Origin of the sequence: Saccharopolyspora sp. SCSIO 74807, assembly GCF_037023755.1 — a bacterium.
Classification (GTDB): Bacteria; Actinomycetota; Actinomycetes; order Mycobacteriales; family Pseudonocardiaceae; genus Saccharopolyspora_C; species Saccharopolyspora_C galaxeae.
Window position 1 is genome coordinate 4,927,030 of the sequence record NZ_CP146100.1, and the last position, 11,859, is coordinate 4,938,888.

General features: G+C 71.1%; 12 protein-coding genes. 3 read left to right on the plus strand and 9 right to left on the minus strand.

Annotated elements, in window-relative coordinates; genetic code table 11:
- Positions 1–23 precede the first annotated feature (23 nt).
- Both V1457_RS22560 and V1457_RS22565 read right to left on the minus strand, forming a co-directional pair.
- On the minus strand, positions 24–1,460 hold the full coding sequence (locus V1457_RS22560; protein WP_200072522.1) for an aldehyde dehydrogenase family protein: 1,437 nt from the start codon (positions 1,458–1,460) through the stop codon (positions 24–26).
- 189 nt (positions 1,461–1,649) lie between these two features.
- Positions 1,650–2,927 carry an MFS transporter gene (locus V1457_RS22565; protein ID WP_338596610.1) on the minus strand — a complete coding sequence of 426 codons (1,278 nt, stop codon included), beginning with the start codon at positions 2,925–2,927 and terminating at the stop codon, positions 1,650–1,652.
- Positions 2,928–3,020: 93 nt separating this feature from the next.
- Here V1457_RS22565 and V1457_RS22570 point away from each other — a divergent pair, with 93 nt between their 5' ends.
- A complete protein-coding gene (locus tag V1457_RS22570) occupies positions 3,021–3,707 on the plus strand; it encodes a GntR family transcriptional regulator (RefSeq protein WP_295149781.1) in 687 nt (228 codons plus the stop codon).
- Between the two features lie 276 nt (positions 3,708–3,983).
- Here the strand turns inward: V1457_RS22570 and V1457_RS22575 are convergent, their stop codons facing one another.
- The 3 genes from V1457_RS22575 to V1457_RS22585 form a co-directional block, all read right to left on the minus strand.
- Positions 3,984–5,204, minus strand: a complete 1,221-nt coding sequence (locus tag V1457_RS22575; protein ID WP_200072525.1) for an SPFH domain-containing protein — start codon at positions 5,202–5,204, stop codon at positions 3,984–3,986.
- A 14-nt stretch (positions 5,205–5,218) separates the two neighbouring features.
- A complete protein-coding gene (locus tag V1457_RS22580) occupies positions 5,219–5,647 on the minus strand; it encodes an NfeD family protein (protein WP_200072526.1) in 429 nt (142 codons plus the stop codon).
- Between the two features lie 83 nt (positions 5,648–5,730).
- The gene (locus tag V1457_RS22585) at positions 5,731–6,540 is read right to left on the minus strand and encodes a DUF3097 domain-containing protein (protein ID WP_338605079.1); all 810 of its coding nucleotides are present in this window, start codon (positions 6,538–6,540) and stop codon (positions 5,731–5,733) included.
- A 147-nt stretch (positions 6,541–6,687) separates the two neighbouring features.
- Here V1457_RS22585 and V1457_RS22590 point away from each other — a divergent pair, with 147 nt between their 5' ends.
- Positions 6,688–7,461, plus strand: coding sequence for a hypothetical protein (locus V1457_RS22590; protein WP_295148075.1), 774 nt, complete (start codon positions 6,688–6,690; stop codon positions 7,459–7,461).
- A 15-nt stretch (positions 7,462–7,476) separates the two neighbouring features.
- Here the strand turns inward: V1457_RS22590 and V1457_RS22595 are convergent, their stop codons facing one another.
- Entirely contained in the window at positions 7,477–8,301 is an 825-nt protein-coding gene (locus V1457_RS22595) for an oxygenase MpaB family protein (protein WP_200072527.1), read from the minus strand.
- Between the two features lie 124 nt (positions 8,302–8,425).
- Here V1457_RS22595 and V1457_RS22600 point away from each other — a divergent pair, with 124 nt between their 5' ends.
- Complete coding sequence (locus V1457_RS22600) at positions 8,426–9,052, plus strand: TetR/AcrR family transcriptional regulator (RefSeq protein WP_338596613.1); 627 nt, start codon at positions 8,426–8,428, stop codon at positions 9,050–9,052.
- A gap of 4 nt (positions 9,053–9,056) precedes the next feature.
- On the opposite strand, the gene V1457_RS22605 is transcribed toward V1457_RS22600, so the two are convergent.
- The 3 genes from V1457_RS22605 to fabG form a co-directional block, all read right to left on the minus strand.
- Positions 9,057–10,085, minus strand: coding sequence for a ferrochelatase (locus V1457_RS22605; protein ID WP_338596615.1), 1,029 nt, complete (start codon positions 10,083–10,085; stop codon positions 9,057–9,059).
- 69 nt (positions 10,086–10,154) lie between these two features.
- Positions 10,155–10,922, minus strand: a complete 768-nt coding sequence (gene fabI / locus V1457_RS22610; protein WP_200072530.1) for an enoyl-ACP reductase FabI — start codon at positions 10,920–10,922, stop codon at positions 10,155–10,157.
- A 118-nt stretch (positions 10,923–11,040) separates the two neighbouring features.
- Entirely contained in the window at positions 11,041–11,745 is a 705-nt protein-coding gene (gene fabG, locus V1457_RS22615) for a 3-oxoacyl-ACP reductase FabG (RefSeq protein WP_200072531.1), read from the minus strand.
- Between the last annotated feature and the right edge of the window lie 114 nt (positions 11,746–11,859).

Sequence of the window (11,859 nt, forward strand, 5' to 3'; positions counted from 1 at the left end):
GGGGAATGCCCGCGAGCCGGACCTCACTCGTCCACTTGGGACATCACGTGCTTGATGCGGGTGTACTCCTCCAGGCCGAAACGGCCGAAATCGCGCGCCGACGCGGAATGCTTGAACCCGCTGTGCGGCATCTCGGCGACCAGCGGCCGGTGCGCGTTGATCCACACCGTGCCCGCCTGCAACGCCTGCGACATCCGCATCGCCCGCGCGTGCTCCCGCGTCCAGACGCTGGCGACCAGCCCGTAGCGCACTCCGTTGGCCAACGCCACCGCCTCGGCCTCATCGGTGAAGCGCTGCACCGTCAGCAGCGGGCCCAGCACCTCGTGCTGCACCAGCTCGTCCTCCTGCTGCATCCCGGCCACGACGGTGGCCTCGTGGAAGTAGCCGCGACCGCCCTTGCGCCTGCCGCCTGCGACCACCCGGGCGTGCTCCGGCAACCGCTCGACGTGCTCGGCGACCAGGTCCAGCTGTCCGGAACTGTTCAGCGGGCCGAACGCGGCATCGAGGTCCTGCGGCGGCCCCGGGCGCAACGCGGCCGCCTGCTCCGCGAGCGCGGCCACCAGCTCGTCGTGCACACCAGGCCCGGCCAGCACCCGGCTCGCAGCGGTGCAGCTCTGCCCCGCGTCGCCGAACGCGGCCCGCGCAATGCCCCGCGCCGCGCGCTCGACATCGGCATCGTCGAACACCACCGCCGGGGCCTTGCCGCCCAGCTGCAGGTGCGCGCGCTTGAGATCGGCGGCCGCGGAGGCCGCGACCTCCATGCCGGAGCGGACCGTGCCGGTGATCGAGAACATCCCCGGCGCCTCGTGGGCCACCATCGCCCGGCCGCTGTCGCGGTCGCCGCAGATCAGGTTCAACACGCCGGGCGGCAGCACCTCTCCGGCGATCCCGGCCAGCAGCGACGCGCTGACCGGCGTGGTCTCGGCGGGCTTGAGCACCACCGTGTTACCCGCAGCAAGCGCGGGAGCGATCCGCGCCACCGCCAGCAGCAACGGGTGCGTCCACGACGTGACCTGCGCGCACACCCCGATCGGCTCGCGCCTGGCGAACGAGGTGTGCCCGGGCTCGTACTCCCCGGCCGCACCGGCCTCCTGAACCCGCGCGGCCGCCGCGTAGAACCGCAGCAGGTCGATCGCCTGCGGCAACTCCTGCTCGCGGACCACCGCCCACGGTTTGCCGGTGTTGCGGCACTCGGCCACCACCAGTTCCTCGGACCGCTCCTCGAGGGCCTCCGCGATCCGCAGCAACATCCGCTGCCGCTGCCCGGGCGTGGTCTGCGTCCAGCTCCGCGCGGCCGCGCCGGCGGTGCGCATCACCTCGTCGACGTCGGTCCAGCGGGTCAACGGGGAAGTGCCGTACTCCTCCCCCGAGCTCGGATCGACCAGCGGCAACGTCGCACCCGAAACCGTGCCGACGCGCTCCCCGCCGACGAAGTTCTGCAGTTCCAGCGTCGTGGTCACGAAACCTCCCCTGGGCGACGATGCCGGCCGATCCAGCGACCCTATCCGGCACCGGCGGCCCCAGGGGTGTCAGTGCCCGCCTCGGGACCTACGAACGGCTCTGGTGCCGGCTTTGCAAGCGGTGTCAGCCGCTTCCGCCGCAACCCGGCGAGCGGCCGCCTACGCAGAAGGAGCTCAGAGACAGCGCGTTCAACGCCGGGAGATCGCGCCGAACCGCCCGCGGTACACCCACTGCCCGGCAGCGCCCAACAGCAACAACACCAGCACCGGCACGAACGCCCAGCGGTACGCCGTCGCAGCAGGCGATCCGACCGCCTCCAGCACCCAGCCGACCACCAGCTGGGTCAGCACCGCGGCCAGGAAACCGCCCATGTTCACCACGCCGGAGGCAGCGCCCGAGCGATGCGCGGCGTTGGCCGATCCCGCGCCGTCGAAGGCGAGCATCGCCCCACCACCGCAGAAGCCCATCACGGCCAGCACGCACACCAACACCGGCAGCGGCAGCGCACCGGGCCACCCGATCACCAGCGCCCAGGCGACTGCCACCAGCAGCGACACCGCCAGCGTGTACCGCTCACGGCGCTGATCACGACCGGCCACCCACTGCCCTGCCACCAGCGAGCCGACGATGAACCCGACCGCGCACAGCAACAGCAGACGTCCGGCCGCACCGCCGGAAAAGCCCTGCGCCGAGGTCAGCCACGGCGCACCCCACAACGTGGTCACCGTCAAGAACTGGCCCATGAGCACGAAGTGCGCGAAGAACGAGTTCCGCGTGCCGCGCTGGGCCACGACCGCGCGCAACGTGCCTGCGATCCGCTCGTGCCTGGCGGCGTCCTCCTCGACCAGGCCACGCGGCCGATCCCGGATAACCGCGACCGCCACCACCGCCAGCACCGCGGTCAAACCCGCAGCACCGAGGAACGTCGTCAGCCAGCCCAGCCCGTGCAACGCCGAAGTCAGCGGGACTGTGGAGACCACCTGGCCGAGCCCGCCGATCAACCCGGTCAGCGCCGCGATCCGCCCGTAGCGGTTGGCCGGGAACCACTGCGCGGCCAACCGCAGCACGTTGGTGAACATGAACGCGTCGCCGATGCCGATGAGCACCCGGCCGGCGATCCCGCCGACGATCGAGCCGCTGATCGCGAAGACGGCGGACCCGACCGCGAGCGCGACCACCCCGCCGGTGATCACTCGACGCGGCCCGAGACGGTCGGCAAGCAGACCCGACGGCACCTGCAGCACCAGGTACACCCCGAGCTGCAGCGCGGTGAACAGTGCCAGCACCGCAGGACCCGCGGAGAAGCGCACCAGCGCGTCCGGTGCGGCCACCCCCAGGCTCGCCCGGTGGAACAACGCCACGAAGTAGCACGCAGCGCCCACGCCCCACACCAGCCATGCGCCACGCGGCGCCGTGGCTGGTGCGGCTGAGCGCTCGGTTCGGTCTTCGACCACCTCGGCCGTCACTGGTAACGCACCTCCCCAAATCTCGTATGCATGTTAGATACAAGTTGGGATCAGTACGATGTCCTCGTGTCGAGCGCAACACCACAGGAGCCCGTGCCCCATACCACCCAGGCCGCAGCGGGCGCCGCGGAAACACCGGCCGCCGATCGCGCCTACCAGCACGTCAAAGCCGGTCTGCTCGACGGCTCCTATCCGGACGGGCATCTGCTGTCCGAAGGCGAAGTGGCCACCGCGCTGACGATGTCGCGCACACCCGTGCGCGAGGCGTTCCTGCGCTTGCAGACCGAGGGGTTCCTGCGGTTGTATCCGAAGCGCGGCGCGCTGGTGGTGCCGGTGACCCCGACCGAAGCACGTGCACTCCTGGAAGCCCGGCTGGCCATGGAGACCTTCGCGATCGACAAGCTCGCCGCACAGGGTCTCGACGCGATGGCCACGGTCGGCCGCGAACTCACCACGCACCCGGCCTGCGACGCCCGCGGGCTCAGCGATGCCGAGATGCACGAGGCGGACCGCGACTTCCACGCCCTGCTGGTCGCCGCTGCGGCGAACCCGGTGGTCGACGACCTCTACAACGCGCTGCGCGACCGGCAGCTGCGGATCACCGCCACCGCCCGCACCCAGGACCGGCGTCCGCTGATCACGCACCAGCACAGCGGGGTCGCCGAGGCGATCAGGGACGGCGACGCCGAGACCGCGAAGACCCGGCTGCGCGAGCACCTGCTGGACGTCGTGCGCGTCCTCGGCGTGGCGGGCGGACCCATGCTCGAACCGCCGCAGTGACCCGACACAACTGATCGGCCCACCTCCGCCCCTTCCCGAGGGTCTTTAGGCGGACTCCACCAGGTCGCGTTGGTCTGCAGCGGTTTGTCTGGACCAGGTGGCCGACGCGAGCTGATTGCTGGTGTTAATTTCGGCTTGCACTGAAACATCTATATGTTTCGACTTGGAAAGTGCAAAGCGTGGGGGCGGTGCGAGAACGAGCACCGCCCCCACGAAATCTGCTCAGCCGCTCACCGCACCTCGATCACCGATGCGCACCGAGCCCGGAGACGCCGGTCAGGCGGGTGGGTTGCCGCCCGCGGGCGGCTCGTCGAGACCACCGGGCCTGCCCAGCGCCCGCGCGGCCTCCGGACCGGACAACGCGCCGCCCTGCCCGGTGTTGCCCGGCGCCGAGGCGCTGGGCACCTCCTTGCGGGCCACTTCCTCGGCCGCCCGGACCGCTTCGGCGACCTCCGGATTCGTGGAGGTGTCGAACCAGCCGGCCACCGACTCCTCCTCGTCCTCCGGAGCGCCTGCGGGCGGTTCCTCGGCCGGCGGCTCGTAGCGGAAGGTGCCGTCCTCGCCGGGCGCGCCGAGCATCCGCGCGAAGCCCTCCAGCGACTTGTTGAAGTCGCTGGGCACCACCCACACCTTGTTCGCGTCGCCCTGCGCCATCTGCGGCAGGGTCTGCAGGTACTGGTAAGCCAGCAGTTCCGGAGTGGGCTTGCCGCGCTTGACCGCGGCGAAGACCTTCTCGATCGACTTCGCCTGGCCCTGGGCCTGCAGGTAGCGACCGGCCCGATCGCCCTGCGCACGCAGGATGCTGGACTGCCGCTCCCCCTCGGCATCCAGGATGGACGCCTGCTTGGCGCCCTCGGCGGCCAGGATCTGGGACTGCTTCTGGCCTTCGGCGGTCTTGATCGCCGACTCCCGCTCGCCTTCGGCGTTGAGGATCATCGCGCGCTTCTCCCGGTCGGCGCGCATCTGCTTCTCCATCGAGTCCTTGATCGACGGCGGCGGGTCGATGGCCTTGAGCTCCACCCGCGCGACCCGGATGCCCCAGCGCCCGGTCTCCTCGTCGAGCACCCCGCGCAGCTGGGTGTTGATCTGGTCGCGGGAGGTCAGCGTCTCCTCCAGGCTCATCCCGCCGACGACGTTGCGCAGCGTCGTGGTGGTCAGCTGCTCCACGCCGACGATGTAGTTGGAGATCTCGTAGACCGCCGCGCGCGAATCGGTGACCTGGAAGTAGACGACGGTGTCGATGGACACCGTCAGGTTGTCCTGGGTGATCACCGGCTGCGGCGGGAACGACACCACCTGCTCGCGCAGATCGATCCGGGCCCGCACCCGGTCCAGGAACGGCATCAGGAAGTTCAGCCCCGGCGCGGCCACGGTCCGGAACCGGCCGAGCCGCTCGACCACCGACGCCTGCGCCTGCGGCACCACCAGCACCGACTTCACCAGCACCACGATGACCAGCAGTACGACGACCACCAGCACGATCAATCCAGGACCCACCTGAATCCTCCAGCTCAAGGTTGTGCCGAAACCACCGCGGTGGCCCCGGAGATCTCCACGACCAGCACCGTCGCGCCGGTCTGCAGCACCTGCTCGTCTTCGGCCGTGCGGGCCGACCACACGGCGCCGTCGATGCGCACCCGGCCGCCCTGGTGATCGACCGGTTCGAGCACGGTGGCGCGTTTGCCGACCAATGCCTCGACGTTCGTCTTCAGCTCCTGCTCGACCTGGAAGCGGCGCTTCAGCGCCGGTCGCACACCGGCGACCAGTCCGGCCGACAGCGCGGCGAACACCAGCGCGTCGACCCACAGCGGAGCTCCCAGCGCCGCGGCGCCCGCCGTCCCCAGCGCGGCCGCGCCCAGCATCGCCAGGACGAAGTCCCCGGACAGCACTTCCGCGGCGATCAGCAGAAATCCGACGATCAGCCACAGCACCGGGACCATGCGTTCATGGTGGCAGAACCGGACCGCCCTGGTGGCAGGATTACTCCGAAGTGATCAACGCGTGATCCGCCGCGTCGCGGCCCTCACTCGGCGGTGACGAAGTCGATCAGCTGTTCCACCGCACCCAGCAGCGGCGCCTGCAGGTCCCGGAATCCGGAGACACCGGAGAGCACCCGGCGCCAGCCTTCGGCGGGTTCGCCCCAGCCGAGCGCGTCGCACACGCCCTGCTTCCAGTCCTGCCCGCGCGGCACCTGCGGCCACTGCGCGATGCCGAGCGCGGCGGGCTGCACCGCCTCCCACACGTCCACGTACGGATGGCCGGTGATCAGCACGTTCGGGTCGGTGATGCCTTCGACGAGGCGGGACTCCTTGCTGCCCGGGACCAGGTGGTCCACCAGCACCCCGACCCGCCTGCCCGCGGCGGGCTCGAACTCGGCCAGCAGCCCGGGCAGATCGTCGACGCCGTGCAGCGGTTCGACCACCACGCCCTCGACCCGCAGGTCGTGGCCCCACACCCGTTCGACCAGCTCCGCGTCGTGCAGCCCTTCCACCCAGATCCGGCTGCCGCGGGCCTGCCGGGCGCGCAGGCCTTCGACCCGCCTGGACCCGGAAGCCGAGCGAGCCGGTGCGGCCTCGGCGGGCCCGGAAGGGGCCGGTACGAGCGTGGCGGGTTTGCCTTCGTGCAGGAAAGCGGCCGGGCGCATCGGGAAGACCCGGCGAGCGCCGTGCCGGTCCTCCAGCAGCACCTCGCGCTTGTCGGCCCGGATGACCGCGCCGCAGAACCCGCTGGCCGGGTCCTCGACCACGAGGCCGGGTTCGGCGGGAATCTGCGGGACTTCGCGCCGCTTCCGCCCGCCGGCGAGCACATCCTTGCCGTAATTGACCGAACGCACGACGATCACCGTACTGATCGGGTCCTGCGAGGTGCTGCGGACTCGCCCGGGAATGTCGGCGACGCGGCCCACATTCGCCTCCCCCGGGCCGCACGAGAACCCGCGCGGTCTCGTATCTTGAATACCGTGCCATGCCCAAGCGCAACGATGGTCGTCTGGACTTCCGCCTGGCTGCACGGTGCGGCCGCCTCGGACGACGTGCTCGACGCCTTGCAGATCTGGGGCGAGTCGCAGGAAGTGCGCGCCGCCGACGACGAGCTGGCCGCGCAGCTGGAACTGCCCGGCCCGCAGGACGTCCCGGCAGGCCCGGCGATGCTGCTCGCGGCGTTGCGCAGAGCGGGCGCGGCAGGCGGCGAACTGGCGCTGCCGGTCTCCGGTGACGTGCGCGGCCTGGGCGGGGCGAGCGCGTTCGCGAAGCACGCGTTACGGCGCGGGGAAGCCGCGGTGCTGCCGGACGTCGGGCTCGGGCTGGTCCCGGAAACGATCGCGGAAGGAATTCTGCGCTGGAGCGTGCACTCGACCGGCGAGCTGCCCCCGGCCGAGCACCTGCCGATCGGCGAGGCCGAGCACGGCATGTCCTCGGCGATGCGCGAGGCCGCCAGCACGCTGGTCGACCTGGACATCGCCAAGCACCGTCCCGGCGTGCGCGAGGAGATCGCCGAGACCGTAGCCGACCGCCCGAGCCCGCCCTGGCCGCAGACCGTCCCGCAACGCCCGCTGCGGATCCTGCAGCGGGCGTCCGAGGTCGAGGCGATCCTGTGGGTGGCCACCGACGACGCGCCCGGCGGAGCGTTGTCGGCATCGGCGACGCGCGCCCGGACCGAGGCGCTCAAGCCGCTGTTCGATTCGGTGCGGGCTGCGCGCCGCGCGTCGGTGGCCGAGATGGTGCGGGTCGTGGCCGAGAGCGCGGACAAGCACTGAGACCACCTCCCCGGATCACACCAGGGGTTTTCCGGCCTTGATCCGCCGACGCACGTCCCACAGGTAGTAGTTGAACGGGAACTTCCGCAGCACCGGCGGCAGCCTGCGCACCACCGCGCCGAGGCGGCGCATCATCCGCTCGAAGCGGCGCTGATCGCGGTCGGTCCACGGCAGCCGCATCTCCTCCCGGAACCGCGGCGGCAGGAAACCGGTGGTGATGAACTTGTTGAACCCGCCCAGCGGCAGGCTCACCCAGCGCGGCATGAACCCGAGCACCGCGATCTGGTGCAGGTACGCGCGCACGGTGTCGTCGACGTGCACCTGGTCCAAGGCGTCGTTCCAGTACTCCTCGAACGCCTTCCGGTTCGGCGGCCACATGTCCTCGGTGACTTGCAGCGTGGTGCCCAGCGTGATGGCGCGCCGGTAGAGCTCGTCGATCTCGTCGTCGGCGAGCTCGCCGATGAGCAGGTTGTAGGTGTCCTCCACGCCCCGGTACAGGCAGGCCGCGACCCACAGCTGCAGGTTCTTGTCGAAGGCGTTGTAGCTCACCGGGCTGTCCGGGCCGGAGCGCACCTGCGCGTGCGAGCGGTTCGTCGCGCGGCGGAACTGCTTGCGTTCCTCGTCGGTGCCCATGGTGGCGACGGCGAGGTAGGTCAGCGTGGTGCGGGTGCGCTTGACCGGGTGCTTGAAGATGTTGCCGCTTTCGACCTTGCTCTCCACCACGCCGTAGCCGACACCGGGACGGGCGAGCTGCATGATCACGTTCGCGCCGCCTGCGAGCAGCCCGGCGCCGAGGATCAGTTCGTCCTCGCGCGCCCGGGATTCGACGGGAGCTGTCATCGGTCCCTCCTTGACGACCGGGCGGCAAACTCTGCTAACGCCCGTTAGCAGATATGGAAGCGATCTCCCGCCGCGCTGTCAAGGGTTGCGCCGCCGCTGCGCCCGCGATGCCAAGATGGCGGGCATGAACCCCTCTCCCCTGCGGGTCTACGGCGGCGTCGAAGGCGACCACCGCAAGGCCGAGCGCCGCGAGCAGATCATGGCCGCCGGCCTGGAGCTGCTCGGCACGCCAGGAGCCGAGGGCGCGCTGACCGTGCGCGGCGTGTGCAAGCAAGCCGGACTGGCCGCGCGCTACTTCTACGAGAGCTTCAGCGACCGCGACGCGCTGGCCGAGGCCGTCTACGACCAGGTCATCCGCGACCTGGCGGACAGCGCGCTGGAAGCCGTCGCAGCGGCACCGGTGGACGCGCGGGCCAAAACGCACGCCGGGTTGAGCACCATCGTGCGCACCATCGCCGACGACCCCCGCCGCGGCAGGCTGCTGTTCGACACCAAGACCAGCACCACGCTCGCCCAGCGGCGCAAGAACTCCACCGCGCTGTTCGCCGGCCTGCTCGGCGGGCAGGCGAAGGACTTCTACGGGCTGGCTGACAGCCCCGACCTGGAACTGTCCACGCAGTTCGTCGTCGGCGGACTAGCGCAGACGCTGACGACGTGGCTGGACGGCACCCTGGCGATGAGCCGCGAGGAACTCGTCGAGCACTGCACGGAGATCTTCCTCGCCCTGGGAGCGCGCTCCCAGCAGCCGTGAACGCTCAGGCCGGCTCCGGCACGCAGCAGCCCGGCGCGCACGTTTCGCCGTTGACACCGCAACCCGCGGCGGGCATCAGCGACAGCTTGCGCGGGCGCACCTCGTCGGCGTGCTCGGCCAGCAGCTCCACGATCATCTTCGCGAACCGCGGATCGTCGCCGGCCGTAGCAGCGCGGCGGAAACCCATGCCCAGCTCGGCGGCCTTCTCCGCGGCCTCGTTGTCGAGATCCCAGACCACTTCGAGGTGGTCGGAGACGAATCCGATGGGGCTGAGCACCACCGAGCCGACGCCCTTGCCGTGCAACTCCTCGATGTGATCGACCACGTCCGGCTCCAGCCACGGCACCTGCGGCGGCCCGGACCGCGACTGCCACACCACGTCGTAGGCGTCCACCTCCGCGGCCTCGGCGACCAGCCGGGCGGCCTCGTGCACCTGCCGCGAGTACCACTCCGGGCGCCCGTCCGGGCCGGGCGCGTGATCGGCGCGCAGCGGGATCGAGTGCGCGGTGAACACCAGTCGCGCGTCCGGGTCGGCCAGCTCGGCCAGCGCCCGGCGGACCGCGTCGGCGTTGGCCTCGATGAACAGCGGGTGGTCGAAGAACTGCCGGATCTTGACCAGATCGGGTGCGCGCTGGCCGACCGACTCGCGGGCCCGCGCGATGTCCTCGTGGTACTGCTTGCAGCCCGAGTACCCGCCCCACGCCGAGGTCGCGAACACCAGCGCTCTGCGCACTCCGTCGTCGGCCAGCTGCGCGACGGTGTCCTCGATCATCGGATGCCAGTTGCGGTTGCCCCAGTAGATCGGCACGTCCCGGCCCTCGGCGCGCAGCTCGTCCTGCAGCGCGGCCATCATCTCGCGATTGAGCCGGTTGATCGGCGAGACCCCGCCGAAGTGGTGGTAGTGCTCGGCGACCTCGTCGAGCCGTTCCGGCGGCACTCCCCTGCCTCTGGTGACGTTCTCGAGGAACGGGCGGACCTCTTCCGGGCCCTCCGGCCCGCCGAACGACAGGAACAGCAGCGCATCAAAGCTCACCCGACCATGATGGCGCGGCGCCGGAACGCGCGCGCACGCGGGTGGGGCGTGCGCGCGCGTGGCACCGGCTCAGCCGCCGAGAGCGTGGTAACCACCGTCGGCCATGATCATCGAGCCGGTGGTGGTCGGCAGCCAGTCCGACAGCGCCGCGCAGATCGTGCGCGCGACCGGCTCCGGGTCCGTCATGTCCCAGCCCAGCGGAGCGCGCTCGCCCCACTTGTCCTCCAGCGTGGCGAAGTCCGGAATGGACTTGGCCGCCATCGTGCGCACCGGCCCGGCCGAAACCAGGTTCACCCGCACCCCGCGCGGACCGACCTCGCGGGCCAGGTAGCGGTTGGTCGACTCCAGCGCCGCCTTGGCCACGCCCATCCAGTCGTAGCCGGGCCACGCCACGCGCGCGTCGAAGTCCATGCCCACGATCCCGGAGCCCGCGGTCAGCAGCGGCAGCGTCGCGGTGGTCAGCGACTTCAGCGAGTACGCCGAGATCTGCACACCGGTGGCGACGTCCTCCCACGGCGCCTCCAGGAAATCCCCGCCCAGGCAGGACGGCGGCGCGTAGGCGATCGAGTGCAGCACCCCGTCCAACGCGGGCAGGTGCTCGCGCACCCGCTCGGCCAGGGTGTCGAGGTGTTCGGCGTTGGTGACGTCGAGCTCCAGCACCGGGGCGGGCTTCGGCAGCCTGCCCGCGATGCGCTCGACCAGGCTCAACCGGCCGAAACCGGTCAGCACCACCTCGGCGCCCTGTTCCTGGGCGGTCTTGGCGGCGTGGAACGCGATCGACGCGTCGGTGATCACGCCGGTGATCAGGATCCGCTTGCCTTCGAGCAATCCGCTCACGTGCTTCCTCCGCGATGATTGTGGCCCGCTGGCGCGGGCGGTGAAGGTTGTGGCCCGCTGGCGCGGGGTGGGAACCGGCCGCCGAGCCCCGGGCGCGGCGGCAAGAATCCGCCGTTGGTCAGTGCCCCATCCCGGCACCGCCGTCGACCGGGATGACCGCGCCGGTCACGTAGGCCGCGGACTCCGAAGCCAGCCAGGTCACCGCACCGGCGACCTCCTCCGGGGCGGCGAACCGGGCCAGCGGGATCTGGGCGAAGATCTCCTTCTTGCGCTCCTCGGAGAGCTCGTCGGTCATGTCGGTGGTCACGAACCCGGGAGCGACCACGTTCGCGGTGATCGAGCGCGAACCGAGCTCGCGCGCCACCGACCGCGCCAGGCCCACCAGGCCCGCTTTGCTCGCCGCGTAGTTCGCCTGCCCGGCGCCACCGGACAGGCCCACCACCGAGGACACGAAGATCATCCGGCCGCGGCGCAGCCGCAACATGCTGCTCGCCGCCCGCTTGGCCACCCGGTACGAGCCAGCGAGGTTCGCGTCGAGCACCCGCCCGAACTGGTCCTCGCCCATCCGCAGCAGCAGCCCGTCGTCGGTGATCCCGGCGTTGGAAACCAGCACCTCGACCTTGCCCTGGGCCTGCTCGACCTCGTCGAAGGCCGCCGCGACCTGCTCGGCGTCGGTGACGTCGCACTGCACCCCGCGCAGACCCTCCGGCGCACCCGATCCGCGGTGGGTGACCGCCACCTCGTCACCCGCGGCCTGGAACGCACGGGCGATCGCCAGCCCGATGCCGCGGTTGCCTCCGGTCACCAGTACGGACCGTCCCACTGTGGATCTCCTCCCGAAAAGCCTCGCCCGGCGGGCGCCGCGGCCCGCCTCAACGGCCGCGACATTATCGGTTCACCACCGGCGCCCCTCCATCCACTCCGCACAGAAGACGGA